This is a genomic window from Thermomonas fusca (assembly GCF_005862345.1).
GTDB classification, from domain to species: domain Bacteria; phylum Pseudomonadota; class Gammaproteobacteria; order Xanthomonadales; family Xanthomonadaceae; genus Thermomonas; species Thermomonas fusca.
In genome coordinates, this window is the sequence record NZ_SROY01000001.1 from 150,002 (window position 1) to 168,599 (window position 18,598).

The following is an 18,598-nucleotide window of genomic DNA, read 5'->3' on the forward strand; positions in this document are numbered from 1 at the left end:
CAGCCATGTCCCTCGAACACGTCGAAAAGCTCATCAAGGACCACAAGGTCGAATTCATCGACCTGCGCTTCGCCGACATGCGCGGCGTGCAGCATCACGTGACCTTCCCCAAGTCGATCGTCGACGCCAGCCTGTTCGAGGACGGCAAGATGTTCGACGGCAGTTCGATCAGCGGCTGGCGCGGCATCCAGAACTCCGACATGGTGCTGCTGCCGGACCCGTCCACCGCCTTCCTTGACCCGTTCACCGCCGACCCGACGCTGGTGCTGACCTGCGACATCCTCGACCCGGCGACGATGCAGGCGTACTCGCGCGACCCGCGCGGCGTCGCCCACCGCGCCGAGGCCTATCTGAAGGCCAGCGGCATCGCCGAACAGGGCTTCTTCGGCCCGGAACCGGAATTCTTCATCTTCGATTCGGTGCGTTTCGCCAACGAGATGGGCCACACCTTCTTCCAGGTCGATTCCGAGGAAGCGCACTGGAACTCCGCGCGCGAATACGCCGGCGGCAACAGCGGCTACCGGCCGATGGTCAAGGGCGGCTATTTCCCGGTGGCGCCGCTGGATTCGCTGCACGATCTGCGCGCGGAAATGTGCAAGACGCTGGAAGCGGTCGGCATCGAAACCGAGGTGCACCACCACGAGGTGGCCAACGCCGGCCAATGCGAGATCGGCACCAAGTTCAACACCCTGGTGAAGAAGGGCGACGACCTGATGACGATGAAGTACGTCATCAAGAACGTGGCCCACCGCAGCGGCAAGACCGTCACCTTCATGCCGAAACCCATCGTCGGCGACAACGGCAGCGGCATGCACGTGCACATGTCGCTGGCCAAGGGCGGCGTCAACCTGTTCAGCGGCGACGGCTACGGCGGCTTGAGCCAGATGGCGCTGTGGTACATCGGCGGCGTGTTCAAGCACGCGCGCGCCATCAACGCCTTCGCCAACAGCACCACCAACAGCTACAAGCGGCTGGTGCCGGGCTACGAAGCGCCGGTGATGCTGGCTTATTCGGCCTCCAACCGCTCCGCTTCGTGCCGCATCCCGTACGTGGCCAACCCGAAGGCGCGCCGCGTCGAGATCCGCTTCCCCGACCCGATGAACAGCGGCTACCTGATCTTCGCCGCGCTGTTGATGGCCGGCCTGGACGGCATCAAGAACCAGATCGACCCGGGCGCGCCGTCCGACAAGGATCTGTACGACCTGCCGCCGGAAGAGGAAAAGAACTTCCCCACCGTCTGCCATTCACTGGACCAGGCGCTGGACGCGCTGGACAAGGACCGCGAGTTCCTCAAGGCCGGCGGCGTGTTCACCGACGACTTCATCGATGCCTACATCGGCCTGAAGATGAAGGAAGTGACGGCTTTCCGCGGCGCCACCCATCCGCTCGAATACCAGATGTACTACACGATCTGAGGGAACCCGGAATGCGCGCCTTCATTGCTTCGGATCGGCGGATGTCCGGCCCGCCGCAGCGCGGCGGGCGTTCGGGCGGGATGCGCGGCAGTGCCGCGCAAGCATCCCGCCCTCACCCGCTCGAATACCGGATGTACTACACGATCTGATCGCAGCCGCGATCCGGAACGCAGCAGGCTGATCCCCGCTTCGTTCCCTCCCCGGCGGGGATCGGGTGGCCGGGATGGGCGTACCGACGGGTGCGCCCATCCCGCGCCGTCGTGTGCCCGGAGAGGGAACGGGGCGAGCCGCGCGCGGCGGCACTGCGCGAACGCACAGGACAGGAGGAAGACGCGATCCACGGATCGCCGCAGGCGGGCATGCGCCGTCCCGCACTGCATGAGCACGCAACACTGACCGGGGAGGGCACCGCTTATGAGGAGCCTGCGTCATGTCGTCTCGCGTTCCAGCAATTCTCCGCCGTATCTCCGCCACCGCGCGGACCCGCGGCCTGCGCCCGTGTACCGCCCTGGCCCTGTTCGCCCTGCTGGGCACCGGCAGCGCCCACGCCGGCAGCAGCGGCAGCTTGTCGCTGACCTCCGACTACATCTTCCGCGGCGTCTCGCAGAGCAACCAGCGGCCGGCGCTGCAGGGCGGCGTCGAACTGTCGGCCGCAGGCGGCGCCCATGCCGGCGCCTGGGGCAGCAGCATCAGCTGGCTGTCCGATCTCTCGACCACCGCGGCGCCGGTCTCCAGCAGCATCGAACTCGACGCCTATGCCGGGTATCGCGGCAAGCTGGCCGATGCCGTGGCCTTCGACGTGGGCGCGCAGTACTACGCCTACCCGGGTGACTTCCCGTCCGGCTTCAACCGCGCCGACACCTTCGAGCTCTATGCCGGCCTCACCGTCACCGCCAGCGACAGGCTGAGCCTGGGGGCGAAGTATTCGCTGGCGACCACCGACCTGTTCGGTTACGTCGACTCCGGCGGCAGCGGCTACCTCGACCTGTCCGCGACCTACGCGATCGCCCCGGGCTGGGCCTTGGCGGCGCACGCCGGCAGGCAATGGATCGAAGGCAACGACGCGTTCGCATACAGCGACTGGAAGCTCGGCGTCACCCGCAGCTTCGACCACGGCGCCTCGCTGGGCCTGGCCTGGACCAGCACCGACGCCGACGACGCGCTGTACACCAACCCCCACGGCCGGCGGCTGGCGCGCAGCACCGTCGCGCTGACCCTCGCCCAGACGTTCTGAAGGAGCCCACGCGATGAAACTGATCACCGCGATCATCCGGCCGTTCAAGCTCGATGACGTCCGCGAAGCACTGTCCGAGGCCGGCGTGTCCGGCATCACCGTCACCGAGGTCAAGGGCTTCGGCCGCCAGAAGGGCCATACCGAGCTCTACCGCGGCGCCGAATACCAGGTCGACTTCCTGCCCAAGCTCAAGCTCGAGATCGCCGTCACCGACGCCCTGTTCGATGCCGCGATCGACGCGATCACGCGCAGTGCCGGCACCGGCAAGGTGGGCGACGGCAAGGTCTTCGTCAGTCCGCTGGAACAGGCCATCCGCATCCGCACCGGGGAGCTCGATTCCGATGCGCTGTGACCACTTCCCGGAGAATCCGATGAACAAGATGTCCCGTGATCGCGTGCGCCCGACGCGCGACACCGTGCTGATGGCTGCCGTCGCGCTGCTGGCGTCCCTCCCGGCCACCGCACAGCAGGCAACGCCGGTAGTGGACAAGGGCGACGTGGCCTGGATGCTGACCGCCACCCTGCTGGTGGTGATGATGGCCGTCCCCGGGCTCGCCCTGTTCTATGGCGGCATGGTCCGCGCCAAGAACGTCCTGTCGGTGCTGATCCAGGTCGCGGTGGTGTTCTCGCTGCTGGTGGTGCTGTGGGTCTGCTACGGCTACAGCCTGGCGTTCTCCGGCGACGGCGCGTGGATCGGCAACCTCGACAAACTGTTCCTGCGTGGCGTCGGACCCGGCACCCTGGCCGCCACCTTCAGCGAAGGCGTGGCCCTGCCGGAATACGTGTTCGCCGGCTTCCAGGCGACCTTCGCCGGGATCACCGGGGCGCTGGTAGTGGGCGCTTTCGCCGAGCGCGTGAAGTTCGCCGCGGTGCTGCTGTTCTCGGTGATCTGGTTCAGCCTCGGCTACCTGCCGCTCGCGCACATGGTGTGGGCCAGCGGCGGCTTCCTGTTCGAGAAGGGCGCACTGGACTTCGCCGGCGGCACCGTGGTCCACATCAACGCCGGCGTGGCCGGGCTGGTGGGCGCGTGGTTCGTCGGCAAGCGCCTGGGGTACGGACAGGCGGCGATCAAGCCGCACAACCTCGTCCTGACCTACGCCGGCGCTGCGCTGCTGTGGGTGGGCTGGTTCGGCTTCAACGCAGGCTCCAACCTGGAGGCCAACGCGGGCGCGGGGCTGGCTTTCCTCAACACCCTGCTCGCGCCGGCGGCCGCGGTGCTGGGCTGGGCGCTGGTGGAGAAGCTGGCGAAGGGCAAGGCCTCGGCGCTGGGCGTGGCCTCGGGCATGGTCGCCGGGCTGGTGGCGATCACCCCGGCCTGCGGCACGGTGGGGCCGTTCGGCGCAATCACACTGGGCCTCATCGCCGGCATGGCCTGCGTGTGGGGCGTGACCGGACTGAAGCGGCTGCTGGACGCCGACGACAGCCTCGACGTGTTCGGCGTGCACGGGCTCGGCGGGATCATCGGGGCCCTGCTGACCGGCGTGTTCTCGGCCGACAGCCTGGGTGGCACCCGGTCGGTGGCGGCGGGTTACGACATTCTTGCCCAGACCGGCGTGCAGGCGCTTGGGGTGGTGGTCACCCTCGGCTGGATCGGCGTGGTGTCGGCGCTGGCCTTCTGGATCGCGGGCCTTGCCTGCGGCGGCCTGCGGGTGGACGAGGAGGCCGAGCGCGAGGGCCTGGACGTCGCCTCGCACGGTGAAGCCGCCTACCCCGGCTGAAACCGGGCAGGCCGTGGCTTGCTCAGCCGGCCACGGCCTGTCGATCACGCACGAACTCGACGAAGGCGTCCGCCGGCAGCGCCGGCGACCAGTGGTAGCCCTGCGCGGATTCGCAACCGAACGCGTGCAGGCGCTCCAGGGTCTGGCTGTCCTCCACGCCCTCGGCGACGGTCTGCAGGTCCAGGCAGTGCGCCATTTCGATGATCGCGCGCACTAGCCCTTCGTCGTGCGCGTTGGCGCACATCCGGCGCACGAACGACTGGTCGATCTTCAGCCTGTGCACCGAAAAGCGACGCAGGTAACCGAGGTTGGAATAGCCGGTGCCGAAATCGTCGATGGCGATCTGCACGCCCTGCGCGCCCAGCCGCTGCAGCACCTCGCCGATGTTGCGGGCGTCGGCGACCAGCAGTGATTCGGTCAACTCCAGCTCCAGCGCGGTGGCCGGCAGCCCGCTGGCCAGCAGCGCCTGCGCGACTTCGCGTTCGATGTCGTCGCGGCGGAACTGCAGTGGCGACACGTTCACCGCCACCCGCAGCTCGCCCAGGCCATCGCTGCGCCAGGCCTGGGCATCGCGGCAGGCCTGCCGCAGCACCCAGCTGCCCAGCTCGTTGATCAGGCCGCTGCGTTCGGCGATCGGGATGAACTTGCCGGGCGGGATCCAGCCCAGCTCCGGGTGATGCCAGCGCAACAGCGCCTCGGCTCCGAGGATGCGCCCGCTGTGCAGATCGAACTGCGGCTGGTAGTGCAGCTGCAGCTCGCCAGCAGCCAGCGCCGAGCGCAGGCCCGAGGCGATGTGCAGGTGCTCGGTGACGCTCTCGTTCATGCTGGCATCGAAGAAGCAGAACGTGTTGCGGCCGGCGTCCTTGGACTGGTACATCGCGGTGTCGGCGTTCTTCAGCAGCAGGTCGGCATCCTCGCCATCGCGCGGCGCCACCGCGATCCCGAGCGAAGCGGTGGCCAGCACCTCCACGCCCTCGACGGTGAACGCGCGGCCCAGCAGATGGGTCACCTTCGCCACCACCGCCACGATCGCGTCCTCGTCCTGCAGGTCGCCGAGCAGGATCAGGAACTCGTCGCCGGACACCCGCGCCACCGTGTCGGTCTCGCGCACGCAGGCGCGCAGCTTGTCGGCGACCTGGCAGAGCAGGTCGTCGCCGGCGGCGTGGCCCAGCGAATCGTTGATGGTCTTGAAGTTGTCGAGGTCGAGGAACATCACCGCGACCATGCCGCCGCTGCGCCGTGCCTGCTGCAGCAGGAAGCCCAGCCGTTCGCGCGCCAGCGAACGGTTGGGCAGGCCGGTCAGGCTGTCGCGCTGCGCCAGCACCTCGATCCGCGCGTGCGATGCCTCCAGCGCGCGTTTTTCCGCTTCCAGCTGGCGCATCGCCAGCATCAGGTCACTGGTGAGCAGCCACGCGAACAGACCGGTGACCAGCACGATCAGGCCGATGACGAACGGCCGCCGCCAGTCCAGCGGCATCACCGGCGCGCTGTGGAACACCCCGGCCTGGTGCAGGAAGAACAACAGCGCCACCACCGCCAGCATGCCGCACACCAAGCCCCAGAACATGCGCCTGAAGCCAAACAGCCCGGCAAACAGCAGCAGCGCCGGGAACGCCATGGGCGCCTCGTCGTACAGGCCTTGGTTGTTGACCATGAGGACGCACAGCCCCAGCAGCAGCGTGGCCACCGTCAGCCCGACCGCATGCATTGTCCGGGCGCGCTGGTTCCAGTGCATCGCCAGCGCCAGCGCCAAGACAATCACCATCTCCAGTCCGGCGCTGCGGTAGCGCCCGAAACCGAGGTTCATCACGATCACCAGGCCAAACACCGCCACGAGCACCCACAGCAGCTGCTGCAGGCGTCGCTGCCGCAGCCACGCGAGGCCCGTGGCATGCGACATGTCCATGGATGCGGGCAATGACTGGGGCATGCTGCCGGATGCACTTTGCGATAGGTGGCGACAGGCTAGCAGCCCCTCCGGGCCCAAGCACGGGCTAAGATCCGGGCATGCGCCGATTCCTGCTCTTGCTCCCGGCCTGCCTGCTGGCCGCTTCCTGCGCGCACGTCGAGGCGCCTTCCCGCAACGCGCTGGCCGAATGGGTGCCGTCGCCCAACCTCGACCAGCGCCGGCCGGTGGTGATCGTCCTGCACGCCACCGAACAGGCCTCCGCGCAGCAGAGCCTGGACACCCTGCGCACCGCCAACCGCCACGGGCCGGTCAGCTCGCATTACCTGATCGGCGACGACGGCCGGCTCTACCAGCTGGTGGCCGACAGCGAGCGCGCCTGGCATGCCGGCGGCGGCCGCTGGGGGACGCTGACCGACCTCAATTCCACCTCGATCGGCATCGAGATCGACAACGAAGTGGGCGAGCCCTACACCGAGGCGCAGCTGGTCACGCTGCTGCGGCTGCTGGACGACCTCACCACCCGCCTGTCGATCCCGAAGACGCAGGTGATCGCCCACGCCGATCTTGCGCCCACCCGCAAGCGCGACCCCGGCGCGCTGTTTCCCTGGCAGCGTCTGGCCGATGCCGGCTACGGGCTGTGGCCGCGCGGCGAGCTGGCCGATCCGCCGGCCGGCTTCGATCCGTGGCTGGCGATGGCAGCGATCGGCTATCCGCTGGAGGACCGCGCCGCCGCGGTGCGCGCCTTCCATCGCCACTACCGCGGCCGCGACGACGGCGAAGATCCGGCGGCGGCGTTCGATGCGGAAGACCTGCGCATCCTGCATGCGCTGGCGGCGCAGAAGCTGGGGCAGTGATCAGCGCGGCGCAACCAGCAGCGGATACGGATTGATCGCGGTTCCTTCCCACCAGCGCCGCTCCGGGCCAAGCTCGAACACCGCGAAATGCAGGTGCGGCGCGTCCGCGCTGGCATTGCCGGTGGCACCGACATAGCCGATCACCTGCCCGCGCCGCAGCACCTGCTGTTCGGCGATGCCCGGCGCATAGCCCTGCAGATGGGCGTAGTAGTAGGCATGGGTGCGCTGCGGGTTGAACTGGTACAGGGTGATGCCGCCGCGCTGGCTCGCGAACAGTTTTTCGACGCTGCCGTCGGCCACCGCCAGCACCGGCGTGCCCGCCGCCGCCATGATGTCGATGGCATCGTGCACGCGGCCGCTGCTGCGCGCATCGGTGAAGGTGTCGCGCAGCTGCTGCGCGCTGACGCCGCGGACCGGAATCAGCAGGCCAGCCGCGGGCGCGGCCCGGGCGTCGGCGGCCGGCGACGGCGTTGCGGCGGCGACCACCGGCGCAGGCCGCGCTGGCGCGGTGGACTCGTCGAAGGGCGCGGCCGCCGGCTCGGTCGCGATGACCGCATCGTCCGCATGCCCAATCTGCGCTTGCGGGGTTTGGCGCCGGCAGGCAATGCCCACGGCGAGCAGCGCGAACGCCACATACAGCAGCGCGCGCAGGCTCCGGCGGGTTCGACGCGCGACACCCACGGCCTTCAGTCGCGGAAGCTGACCGGGGTGCCGGCCGCCACCGCGCCGGCCACCGCCAGCGCGGCGAAGTTGGTCAGCCGCACGCAGCCGCTGGACTGGTCGCGGCTGATGTCACCGGGCTCCGGGGTACCGTGGATGCCGTAATGCGGCTTGTCGATGCCCATCCACACCAGCCCCACCGGCCCGTTGGGGCCCGGCGGCAGCATCGCCGGCTTGGCGCCCTCGGGTTGGTTGACCAGCAGGTCGGGGTCGTAGCGGTAGTCGGGTTCGCGCACCACGGTGGTGATCTTCCAGTCGCCGATCGGCAGCGGAAACCGGGTGGAGCCGGTGGACGCCGGGAACTGCGCATACACCCGGCCATCGCTGTCGAGCAGCTGCAGCAGCCCGTCCGACTTGTCCACCACCAGCTTGACCGCCTTCGGCAACTGCTGCGCCGGGCGCGTATGCGGCACCACCAGCCGGGTGCCCGCCACCATCTCGACGCCGGGGTTCAGCGCGCGGATCAGCGCAGGCTTGCCGTTGAAGCGCTCGCCCAGCATTTCGAAGACGTCCTGATAGACCAGGCGCGGCATCTTCGCCTTGTCTGCCGGCTGTTCCGGAGTGGGCGCATACGGGCCGGCCACGTCCTCGGCCGTGAGCGTGTATTCAACCAGCACCGGCGCCGCGTCCTGGTTGAGCGCCGCCCAGGTCGCGGCGTCCAGCTTGCCGGATGCTTCGATCCCCTGCGCCGCCTGATAGCCGCGCACCGCCCGCGCCAGGTTCTTGCCGGCCAGGCCATCGATCTCGCCGCCGGAGTAGTGCGCGCGCAGCAGCAGCACCTGCGCCCGCAGCACGCTGGCCTTGCCGGTGGCCATCGCCGGATCGTTGGCGTCCTGCCCGTTGGCGGCGACCGGCGCAGGCTCATCCTCGATCACCGGCACCGCCGCCGGCCCGGTGCCCCAGGCCCGCACCGGCTGCGGCCCGAGCACCGGCGGCGCGGCAACGGGCGGCGCCGACGGGGCTGCGGCGGGTTCGGGTGCCGCGGGCGCGGACGCCGGTGCCGGTGCGGCTTCCGGCGCGGTTCGGCCCATGGCCTCGTTTGCCGCGTTCACGGCGGGCGATTGCGCGCCGCAGGCGGCCAGCGCGATCAACAGCAGGGGGGTGGCGTGGCGGAGCTGGTGCATGGCAGAGCCTCGAGCGGAACCTGTCCCGATCCTGCCGGGCCGCGGTTGGCAGGCATGTGAAGCCGGCGCGGCGCAATTGCACTAAATTAGTGCAATGCGCCTGCCTGACCCTCCCGACAGCGTCCTCGACGCCTTGACCACGCCGCTGCTGCAGCTGGATGCGCAGGGCGTGGTGGCGTTCGCCAACGCGGCCAGCGCGCGCTGGCTGGGAGTCAGCCGGCGCCGCTTGATCGGCCTGCACGCGGCCGCGCTGGAGCGCGAGGGCAACCAGCTGGCCGCCCGGCTGGCCCGGCCGCAGGACGCCCCGGCGCGGCTGCGTCGGGTCGGGCTGGCGCTGCCGGGCAGCGATGCGCTGCGCTTCGCCGACCTGTGGCTGACCCCGGCGGAGGACGGGCTGTGGCTGGAAGCGCACCCGGTCGACGAATTTCCCGGCGGCGACCCGGCGCAGCTGCTGCCCTCCGCGCTGGCCGCCTCGCTGAAGGGGCTGGCGCACGAGCTGCGCAACCCGCTGCTGGGCATCAAGGGCGCGGCGCAGCTGCTGGCGCGGCGGGTCGATGCCGATGCACGCGAACTTACCGGCATCATCGAAAGCGAAGTGCAGCGGCTGGCCACGCTGGTGGACGGCCTGCTCAACCCGGCGCCGCCGCAGGCATTCGCCGAGCTCAACATCCACGCCGTGCTGGATCGCGTGCTGCGGCTGGCGGAAAGCGATGCCGGCTGGGCGGTGCAGCTGCAGCGCGACTACGACCCCTCGCTGCCGGAATTCGCCGGCGACGCCGACCGCCTTTCGCAGGCGATCTGGAACCTGGTGCGCAATGCCATCGAGGCCGGCGCCGGCACGGTCACCCTGCGCACGCGCGTCGAGCACGGCGCGCGCCTGGGCGAAGCGCTGCTGCCGCTGGCGCTGCGGCTGGAGGTGGTCGACGACGGCCGCGGGGTGCCCCCGGAACTGGCCGAACACCTGCTGCTGCCGCTGGTCAGCGGCCGCGCCGATGGCACCGGGCTGGGGCTGGCACTGGCCCAGCAGGTAGCGCGCGAACATCGCGGGGCCCTGACCTGGCGTTCGCGCCCCGGCCATACGGTGTTCACCCTGTTGCTGCCGCTGGCGGCCGAACCGGAGCAGACCGATGGCTGACGCCGCGCAGGTCTGGATCGTCGACGACGACCGCTCGGTCCGCTTCGTGCTGGCCGCGGCGCTGGGCGAAGCCGGCTTCCGCATCACCGCCTTCGCCGATGCCGCCGAAGTGCTGAACGCGCTGGCATCCGGCCGCGTGCCGGACCTGCTGCTGACCGACGTGCGCATGCCCGGCGACAGCGGGCTGATCCTGCTGGACAAGCTCAAGGCCAGCCACCCGCGCCTGCCGGTGATCGTGATGTCGGCGCATACCGACGTGGCCAGCACCGCCGGCGCGTTCCGCGGCGGCGCGCAGGAATTCCTGTCCAAGCCCTTCGACATGGACGAAGCGGTGGCGCTGGTGCGGCGCGCGCTGCCGGAACAGGCGATCGAACGCGCCGCCCTGCCGCCTGCGGCGGTCCCCGAACCGGCGCAGGCGCTGATCGGCCAGGCACCCGCCATGCGTGCGCTGTTCCGCGCCATCGGCCGGCTGGCGCAAGTGCCGCTGTCGGTGCTCATCACCGGCGAGACCGGCACCGGCAAGGAGCTGGTGGCGCGCGCGCTGCACCGCGAATCGCCGCGCGCGGCGCGCCCGTTCGTGGCGCTGAACACCGCCGCGATCCCGGCCGAACTGCTGGAATCGGAGCTGTTCGGCCACGAGGCCGGCGCCTTCACCGGCGCGCACAAGCGTCACATCGGCCGCTTCGAGCAGGCCGACGGCGGCACCCTGTTCCTCGACGAAATCGGCGACATGCCGGCGGCGCTGCAGACGCGGCTGCTGCGGGTGCTGGCCGAAGGCGAGTTCTTCCGCGTCGGCGGCCGCGAGCTGATCCGCGTCGACGTGCGCTTGATCGCCGCCACCCACCAGCCGCTGGAAACGCTGGTGGAACAGGGCCGCTTCCGCGCCGACCTGCTGCACCGCCTCGACGTGGTGCGGCTGCAGCTGCCGCCGCTGCGCCAACGCCGCGAGGACATCCCGCAGCTGGCCGCGCGCTTCCTCGCCCACGCCGCACGCAAGCTGCAGCTGGCGCCGAAAAAGCTGTCCGCGGCGGCGCTGGAGCGGCTGTGCGCGCACGCCTGGCCGGGCAACGTGCGCGAGCTGGAAAACGTGTGCTGGCGGCTGGCCGCACTGGCCCCTGGCGAAACCATCGGCGCAGCCGACCTGATGCTGGCGCTGCCGTCGGCCACCCAGGCCACGGCGCCCGCGGACTGGACCCGGCTGCTGGCCGACTGGGCGCGCACGCAGCTGGACGCCGGCACGCCGGCGCTGCACGCGCAGGCCCGCGAGCTGCTCGACCGCACCCTGCTGGACACCGCGCTGGAGCGCTGCAACGGCCACCGCAGCGACGCCGCCGCCCTGCTCGGACTGTCGCGCAATACCGTCACCCGCAAGCTGGGTTCATCGCGCAGGCGACGCTGACGGCATGCGGACTGCAACTTCTTCATCCCAACTGAAGCCGCATCCCGACATAGTGCCCTGTCAGCCAACGGAGACCGTCATGAATCCCTTGCCCCGAATCGCCATCGCCACCCTCGCCGCAGCATTGACGGCCTGCGCCAGCACGGCGCCGCAAACCGCGAGGCCCGACGCGCCCGCCGTGAGCAAGCACAACGCGAGCACCGCCACGCAGGCCATCGCCAACCTCGCCTCGGCCTCCGGCAGCCTGGTCAGCGGCCGGCTGGCGCTGGTGCCGATGGGCGACGGCGTGCACATCACCGGCGAGATCGGCGGGCTGCAGGCCAACAGCAGCCACGGCTTCCATATCCACGAGAAGGGCGACTGCAGCGCGGCCGATGCCAGCAGCGCCGGCGGCCACTTCAACCCCGCCGCGAAGCCGCATGGCCGCGCCGGGCACAGCGCGCACCATGCCGGCGATGGCGACAACCTGGTTGCAGATGCCCAAGGCGTGGCGCGGGTCAACGCACACTTCTCCGGAGTCAGCCTCGGCGGCGGCAGTGCCGCCGACATCGCCGGCCGCGCACTCATCGTCCACGCCAACGCGGACGACTACAGCAGCCAGCCGGCCGGCAACGCCGGTGCACGGGTGGCCTGCGGGGTGATCCGGGTGACCGCTCCCTGACGCGCCCTGAGCAGGGCATGACGGCAGCGCGCGCCGCAGGGCGCGCCTGCCTCAGCGCAAGCAGTCGCTGCTGCCGTCGCCGCAGTGGACGAACTGCACCTGCACGCCGTGCACTTCCAGCACCGCCGCGTACTGGCGCTGGCGCGCCTGGAAACGGATGAAACCGCGCTCCAGCTTGCCGCTGTCGGTTTCTTCCGGCGCATTGCGCGCACGCCACGCCTGCGGCGACAGCATCGCGATCCGTACCTCGCCGTCGCCGTAGCGGGCCAGCGGTTCCGGCGCCGCGTCGAGCAGGAACTCGGCGTCCTTCTCGGCCAGCATCGGCCCGATCAGCGCGTGCTCCAGCAGCGACCACAGCGCGTCCAGGCCGACGTTCTGGTACTGCATCGCCATCATCGCCAGCAGGTCGTGCAGGCTCAGGTAGCGGATGTGTTCGATCCGCGCGCCCAGCCCGTCCTGCAGCGCCAGCGCGGCGTCGGCCTGGGCCATGCCGCAGTCGAACAGCTTGGATTCCAGCTGCTCCGCGGCGGCCGCAAGGCCAGCCCCGCGCAGCACGAACGGCATCACCCGCAGGCCGCCTCCGGCCAGCGCCGGATCGCATTGCAGCGGCTGCGGCACATCGCCCTGCGCATCCGCGCCGAAGCCGATCACGCGCGCGCCCTGCGCCTGTCCCGGCGCGCGCTGCAGCAGCTCGATGACGCGCTGGTGCAGCGGCCAGCCGGGGCGCAGCGCTTCGGCCGGATCGAAATGCGCCGCCATCAGCGCCAGTTCGCAGTCGGCCACGTCCGGGGTCAGCTTGGCAAGATCGCGGCCCAGCAGCGCGGCCACCTCGCCGGCGCTGCCGGCGGCTAGCGCGGCGCGCTCCGGCATGCCGCCGTCGCGCAGCTCGATGGCGATGACGCCGCGGAACACGGCAAGGTCTGGCGCGGTGAACGACATGTTGAGTCCTGACTCGGAAGAGCGACGCTACACTCGGCCCATTATGCCCGCGTCGCGGGCCAGACCCCGAGGTGTGCCATGCAACACGGTCGTCCCGTCGCCATCCTGGGTGGTGTCCGCATCCCGTTCTGCCGCCAGAACACCGCCTATGCCGACGTCGGCAACCTCGGCATGTCGGTGCGCACGCTGGGCGCGCTGGTCGAGAAATTCGGCCTGCACGGGCAGCAGCTGGGCGAAGTGGCGATGGGCGCGGTGATCAAGCATTCGTCCGACTGGAACCTCGGCCGCGAGGCCGCGCTGTCCTCCGGGCTGTCGCCACTGACCCCGGGCATCACCTTGCAGCGCGCCTGCGGCACCTCGCTGGACACGATCGTCCACATCGCGGGCAAGATCGCCACCGGGCAGATCGAAGCCGGAGTGGGCGGCGGCTCCGACACCACCTCGGACGTGCCGATCGTCTATGGCAAGGCGCTGCGCCAGCGCCTGCTCAAGGCTGCGGCGGCCAAGACCTTCAAGGACAAGCTGGCCGCGTTCAAGGGCTTCCGGCTCATGGAGCTGAAGCCGGACTTCCCCGGCGTGGCCGAGCCGCGCACCGGCAAGTCGATGGGCGCGCACTGCGAGGACATGGCGAAGGAGTGGAACATCTCGCGCGATTCGCAGGACGAACTGGCCGCGGCTTCGCACCACAAGCTGGCCGCCGCCTATGCGCGCGGCTTCTTCGATGACCTGGTGGTGAGCTTCCGCGGGGTCAACCGCGACAACATCCTGCGCCCCGACAGCAGCATCGAGAAGCTGGCGGCGCTCAAGCCCGCGTTCGACAAGAGCTCCGGCAAGGGCACGCTGACCGCGGGCAACTCCACCCCGCTGACCGACGGCGCTTCCGCCTGCCTGCTGGCCAGCGACGAATGGGCCGCGCGGCACGGCCATGAAGTGCTCTGCCACCTGCGCGACGCGCAGGTCGCGGCGGTCGATTTCGTCCACGGCGAAGGCCTGCTGATGGCGCCGACCGTGGCGGTGGCGGAGATGCTCAAGCGCAACGGCCTGGCGCTGCAGGATTTCGATTTCTACGAGATCCACGAAGCCTTCGCCGCACAGGTGCTGTGCACCCTGCGCGCATGGGAGAGCGAGGAGTACTGCAAGACCCGGCTCGGCCTGGACGCGCCGCTGGGCCGCATCGACCCGGCCAGGATCAACCCGAACGGCTCGTCGCTCGCCACCGGCCACCCGTTCGCCGCCACCGGCGCGCGCATCGTCGCCACCGCCGCCAAGGAACTGAAGCAGCGCGGCGGCGGCCGCTGCCTGGTCAGCATCTGCACGGCAGGCGGGATGGGCGTGGTGGCGATCCTGGAGCGCTGAGGACGGCGCCTCAATCGCCGTTGAGGATGCTGCGCGCCACCGCTTCGGCAATCTTGATGCCATCCACGCCCGCGGACAGGATGCCGCCGGCGTAGCCCGCGCCCTCGCCGGCCGGGAACAGGCCGCGCGTGTTGAGGCTTTGCAGGCTGTCGTCGCGGGTGATCCGGACCGGTGACGATGTGCGGGTCTCCACGCCGGTCAGGATCGCGTCGTGCATCGCGTAGCCGCGGATCTGCCGCTCGAATGCCGGCAGCGCTTCGCGGATCGCGGCAATCGCGTAGTCGGGAAGCGCGCTGTCGAGGCTGCCCAGGGTGACGCCCGGCTTGTACGACGGCTGGACTTCACCGAATTGGCGCGATGCGCGGCCGGCGAGGAAATCGCCCACCAACTGCGCCGGCGCGCTGTAGTTTTCGCCACCCAGCACATAGGCATGGCTCTCCAGCGCGCGCTGCATGGCGATACCGGCCAGCACGCTGCCGCTGGCATCGAATGCGGCGAAGTCGGAGGGCTGGATGCCAACCACCACGGCCGCATTCGCATTGCGTTCGTTGCGCGAGTATTGGCTCATGCCGTTGGTGACCACGCGCTGCGGTTCGCTGGTCGCGGCCACCACGGTGCCGCCGGGGCACATGCAGAAGCTGTACACCGAGCGGCCGCTGCCGGCGTGCCTGCCTTTGCAGTGGTGCACCAGCTTGTAATCGGCCGCGCCCAGCAGCGGATGGCCGGCTTGCGGGCCGAAGCGGGCACGGTCGATCACCGACTGCGGATGCTCGATGCGGAAACCGATCGAGAACGGCTTGGCGTCCAGGTGCACGCCGCGCGCATGCAGCATCTCGAAGGTATCGCGCGCGCTGTGGCCCAGCGCCATTACCACGTGGTCGGCGCGCAGCTGCTCGCCGCTGGCCAGGGTGACGCCGCGTACGCGCCGTTCGCCGCTGGGCGTGACGTCGATCAGCAGGTCATCGACGCGCTGGCTGAAGCGGATCTCACCACCCAGCGATTCGATGGTGGCACGCATGTTCTCCACCATCGACACCAGCCGGAAGGTGCCGATATGCGGCTTGCCGAGGTAGAGGATTTCCTCCGGCGCGCCAGCCTGCACGAACTCGGTCAGCACCTTGCGGCCATGGTGCAGCGGGTCGCGGATCTGGCTGTACAGCTTGCCGTCGGAAAACGTGCCGGCGCCGCCCTCGCCGAACTGCACGTTCGACTCCGCGTGCAGGTTGCGCTTGCGCCACAGATCCCAGGTGTCCTTGGTGCGCTCGCGCACCGCCTTGCCGCGTTCCAGGATGATCGGGCGAAAGCCCATCTGCGCCAGGATCAAGCCCACGAACAACCCGCACGGGCCGAAACCGATCACCAGCGGGCGGTGCCGCAGCTGCGCCGGCGCCTTCGCCACCAGGCGGTAGCGGGTGTCCGGCGCGGGCTGCACGTGCGGGTCATCGGCAAAGCGCTGCAACAGCTCGGCTTCGCGCGGGGTGTCCACGTCCAGCGCGTAGATCAGCGCGATCGCGCCGCGCTTGCGCGCGTCATGGCTGCGCTTGGCGACGGTGTAGCCGGCCAGGTCAGCTGCAGCGATGCCCAGCCGCGCGATGACGGCCGCGGACAGCGCGGCTTCGTCGTGGTCCAGCGGCAGCTTGAGGTCGGTGATGCGAAGCATGGGCAACGTCCGGCGAATCCTTACTTCAGCGTGCGCTCGAACAACTCGTAGATCCGCCGGTATTCGTCATGCCAGCTGTCGGCATGGGTGAAGCCGTGCCGCTCCAGCGGATACGGCGCCAGCTCCCACTTGTCCTTGCGCAGCTCGATGAGCTTCTGCGCCAGCATCACCGAGTCCTTGAAGAACACGTTGTCGTCGATCATGCCGTGGGCGATCAGCAGGTGGTCCTGCAGGCCGTCCGCATATTCGAGTGGCGAGGAGCGTTTGTACGCCTCGGGATCCAGTTCGGGCGTGTTGAGGATGTTGCTGGTGTATTCGTGGTTGTACTGCGACCAGTCGCTGACCGGGCGCAGCGCGGCGCCGGCCTTGAACACGCCCGGCTTCTGGAACAGCGCGGCGAAGGTCATGAAGCCGCCGTAGCTGCCGCCGTAGATGCCGGCGCGGTCGGCATCGCCCTGCTTGGTCTCCACCAGCCAGTCGAGACCGTCGAGGTAATCCTCCAGTTCCGGCTTGCCCATCCAGCGGTAGATCGCGGTGCGCCAGTCGCGGCCGTAGCCTTCGCTGGCGCGGTAGTCGAGGTCGAGGACGATATAGCCCTGGTCCACCAGCAGGTTGTGGAACATCTGCTCGCGGAAGTAGTTGGGGTAGCGCGCCGACACGTTCTGCAGGTAGCCGGCGCCATGCACGAACATCACGATCGGGTACTTGCGGCCCGGCTCCATCTTCTCCGGGGCGTAGTACTTGCCCCAGATGTTGCCGGCGCCGTGCTTGCTGGGCACCTGCACGAGCTGCGGCTGGATCCAGCTGCGCGCCTTGAAGTCGGCGCTGCGGGTGTCGGTGAGGCGGCGCGCCTCGCCGCCGCCGGCGTCCACCACCGACAGCTGCGGCGGCAGGTAGGCCAGCGAATGCCGCACCAGCAGCCTGGTTCCGTCCGGCGACAGCGTGAAATCCTCCACGCCGTCGAGCGCGGTCAGCTCGCGCACCTCGCCGCCGGCGGCGGGCACCTTGCAGACCTCGTAATCGCCGGGCGCGCTGCGGTTGCACAGGAACCGGAACGTGGCGCCATCGCGCGACACGCTGACCTGCGAGGCCTCCCAGCGGCCCTGGGTGAGCTGGCGGCGGCGCGTGCCGTCCAGCGTGTAGAGATGCGAGTAGCCGCTTTCCTCGCTGAGGTACCAGAGCGTGCGGCCATCGGGCAGCCAGCCGAATTCGTTGAAGCCCCAGTTGATCCACGCCGGGTCGGTGAGCCGGTGGCGCGGCTGCAGGCGCGCGCCGACGAGCTCGACGCCGGCGATCCAACGGTCCTTGTTGTCGATCGCGCGCAGCATCACCGCGGCGTTGCGGCCGTCGGCGCTCCACTGCACATCACCCACCTGCAGCGCGCGGTTGCCCTGCAGCGCCGGTTTGCCGGCGGCCTTGCGCATCGCCGCCAGCGGATCGACGGCGACGCCGGGCAGCGCGTCGAACCCCAGCTCGGCCAGCTTGCCGGTGGCAAGGTCGGCCAGCCACAGCCTGTGCGGCAGCGGATCGCCGCGGCCAACGCGGGTGCGCACGTCCTCGACCTCCTCGTAGCCGGATTCGGTGACGTAGATAGGCATCTTGCCGGCGCGCCCTGCGTCGGCGCCCTTCTCGCGGGTGACCGCCAGCAACCAGCGGCCGTCCGGCGACAGCGCGGTATCGGCGATCTCCACGTCCTTGCCCAGGTAGACCGGCGCCGGCGCGCGGGTCGGATCCAGTTTGCGCCAGTCGTCGGCCTGCACGCGCGCGGCGTCGCGGCGGGCGCGGTCGTCCTTGAGCGTGGCGATCAGCCGCAACTGGCGATCACGCAGGTCGTCGGCCTTGGGCGGTGTGCCCGGCGCGTCTTCGGCTTTCACCACCGCGGCCTGCACCACGCCGCGGCCGTCCCAGCGATACCAGGCCTCGCCCGCGCGCCACACCAGCGCGCCGCCGCTGCTCCACTGCGGCCGCGAGGCGGCCTGGGTGTCGCGGGTCAGCTGCTGCAGCGCGCCGCTGCGCAACTCGCGCACGAACACGTCGCCATTGCGGATGAAGGCGCTGCGGCTGCCGGCGGCGTCGATGACCGCGCCATCGGCGTCGAGGTCGACGCGCTCGGCATCGTCCAGCCGGCCGGCTGCGCCACCGTCGATGCCCACCCGCCAGGTGTCGCGGATGCTGGCGCCGTCGCGCTTCTGCAGGTAGTAGGCGGACTTGCCGTCCCAGCGCCACCACGCGCGTTCCACCGGATTGCCGATCCAGTCGGGATCGGCCATCGCCTGGGTCAGGCTGACCCGCTCCGCGGCGTGCGCGGCGGGCAGGGTGGACAGCAGGGCGAACGCAAGCGGGAGGAGGCGCATGAACGGGTCCAGGGCGAAGCGAATCGCGCAGCGTAGCAGCCGGTTTCCTGCGCGCCTGTGCCGGATGTCCCGACAGCGGTTCCGCCGCAGCGCGCTTTACCGCACAATCCGTGATTGTTT

16 protein-coding genes are annotated in these 18,598 nt (G+C 70.2%); 10 read left to right on the top strand and 6 right to left on the bottom strand.

Annotated elements, in window-relative coordinates; all coding sequences use genetic code 11:
• Positions 1–5: 5 nt before the first annotated feature.
• From glnA to E5S66_RS00730, 5 genes are all read left to right on the top strand, one after another.
• Positions 6–1,415 (top strand): type I glutamate--ammonia ligase, encoded by a 1,410-nt coding sequence (gene glnA / locus E5S66_RS00715; protein WP_138346631.1) that lies wholly within the window; start codon positions 6–8, stop codon positions 1,413–1,415.
• Positions 1,416–1,426: 11 nt separating this feature from the next.
• Positions 1,427–1,564 (top strand): hypothetical protein, encoded by a 138-nt coding sequence (locus tag E5S66_RS13525; RefSeq protein ID WP_171033428.1) that lies wholly within the window; start codon positions 1,427–1,429, stop codon positions 1,562–1,564.
• Positions 1,565–1,845: 281 nt separating this feature from the next.
• Entirely contained in the window at positions 1,846–2,649 is an 804-nt protein-coding gene (locus E5S66_RS00720) for a TorF family putative porin (RefSeq protein ID WP_138346634.1), read from the top strand.
• Between the two features lie 13 nt (positions 2,650–2,662).
• Entirely contained in the window at positions 2,663–3,001 is a 339-nt protein-coding gene (locus E5S66_RS00725; protein WP_138346637.1) for a P-II family nitrogen regulator, read from the top strand.
• A 70-nt stretch (positions 3,002–3,071) separates the two neighbouring features.
• A complete protein-coding gene (locus E5S66_RS00730; RefSeq protein WP_246037127.1) occupies positions 3,072–4,367 on the top strand; it encodes an ammonium transporter in 1,296 nt (431 codons plus the stop codon).
• 22 nt (positions 4,368–4,389) lie between these two features.
• On the opposite strand, the gene E5S66_RS00735 is transcribed toward E5S66_RS00730, so the two are convergent.
• Positions 4,390–6,267 carry a putative bifunctional diguanylate cyclase/phosphodiesterase gene (locus tag E5S66_RS00735; protein WP_171033430.1) on the bottom strand — a complete coding sequence of 626 codons (1,878 nt, stop codon included), beginning with the start codon at positions 6,265–6,267 and terminating at the stop codon, positions 4,390–4,392.
• 107 nt (positions 6,268–6,374) lie between these two features.
• On the opposite strand from E5S66_RS00735, the gene E5S66_RS00740 reads away from it, so the two are divergent.
• A complete protein-coding gene (locus E5S66_RS00740) occupies positions 6,375–7,130 on the top strand; it encodes an N-acetylmuramoyl-L-alanine amidase (RefSeq protein ID WP_138346643.1) in 756 nt (251 codons plus the stop codon).
• Here the strand turns inward: E5S66_RS00740 and E5S66_RS00745 are convergent, their stop codons facing one another.
• Positions 7,131–7,742: a M23 family metallopeptidase gene (locus tag E5S66_RS00745; protein WP_425472155.1), complete on the bottom strand. Its 612-nt coding sequence runs from the start codon at positions 7,740–7,742 to the stop codon at positions 7,131–7,133.
• A 74-nt stretch (positions 7,743–7,816) separates the two neighbouring features.
• On the bottom strand, positions 7,817–8,974 hold the full coding sequence (locus tag E5S66_RS00750) for a L,D-transpeptidase family protein (RefSeq protein WP_246037095.1): 1,158 nt from the start codon (positions 8,972–8,974) through the stop codon (positions 7,817–7,819).
• 94 nt (positions 8,975–9,068) lie between these two features.
• On the opposite strand from E5S66_RS00750, the gene E5S66_RS00755 reads away from it, so the two are divergent.
• The 3 genes from E5S66_RS00755 to E5S66_RS00765 all read left to right on the top strand — a co-directional run bounded on the left by E5S66_RS00755 (position 9,069) and on the right by E5S66_RS00765 (position 12,169).
• Positions 9,069–10,109 (top strand): two-component system sensor histidine kinase NtrB, encoded by a 1,041-nt coding sequence (locus tag E5S66_RS00755; protein ID WP_138346646.1) that lies wholly within the window; start codon positions 9,069–9,071, stop codon positions 10,107–10,109.
• The gene (gene ntrC / locus E5S66_RS00760) at positions 10,102–11,508 is read left to right on the top strand and encodes a nitrogen regulation protein NR(I) (RefSeq protein ID WP_138346649.1); all 1,407 of its coding nucleotides are present in this window, start codon (positions 10,102–10,104) and stop codon (positions 11,506–11,508) included. The genes E5S66_RS00755 and ntrC overlap by 8 nt, the downstream gene beginning before the upstream one ends.
• A gap of 79 nt (positions 11,509–11,587) precedes the next feature.
• A complete protein-coding gene (locus E5S66_RS00765) occupies positions 11,588–12,169 on the top strand; it encodes a superoxide dismutase family protein (RefSeq protein ID WP_138346652.1) in 582 nt (193 codons plus the stop codon).
• 51 nt (positions 12,170–12,220) lie between these two features.
• Here E5S66_RS00765 and E5S66_RS00770 read toward each other — a convergent pair whose 3' ends face one another.
• Positions 12,221–13,108, bottom strand: coding sequence for a hypothetical protein (locus E5S66_RS00770; protein ID WP_028838635.1), 888 nt, complete (start codon positions 13,106–13,108; stop codon positions 12,221–12,223).
• Positions 13,109–13,186: 78 nt separating this feature from the next.
• On the opposite strand from E5S66_RS00770, the gene E5S66_RS00775 reads away from it, so the two are divergent.
• Positions 13,187–14,464 (top strand): acetyl-CoA C-acetyltransferase, encoded by a 1,278-nt coding sequence (locus E5S66_RS00775; RefSeq protein WP_138346654.1) that lies wholly within the window; start codon positions 13,187–13,189, stop codon positions 14,462–14,464.
• A gap of 10 nt (positions 14,465–14,474) precedes the next feature.
• On the opposite strand, the gene E5S66_RS00780 is transcribed toward E5S66_RS00775, so the two are convergent.
• Both E5S66_RS00780 and E5S66_RS00785 read right to left on the bottom strand, forming a co-directional pair.
• Positions 14,475–16,124 (bottom strand): NAD(P)/FAD-dependent oxidoreductase, encoded by a 1,650-nt coding sequence (locus E5S66_RS00780; protein ID WP_138346657.1) that lies wholly within the window; start codon positions 16,122–16,124, stop codon positions 14,475–14,477.
• Positions 16,125–16,144: 20 nt separating this feature from the next.
• A complete protein-coding gene (locus tag E5S66_RS00785) occupies positions 16,145–18,478 on the bottom strand; it encodes a S9 family peptidase (RefSeq protein ID WP_138346660.1) in 2,334 nt (777 codons plus the stop codon).
• Between the last annotated feature and the right edge of the window lie 120 nt (positions 18,479–18,598).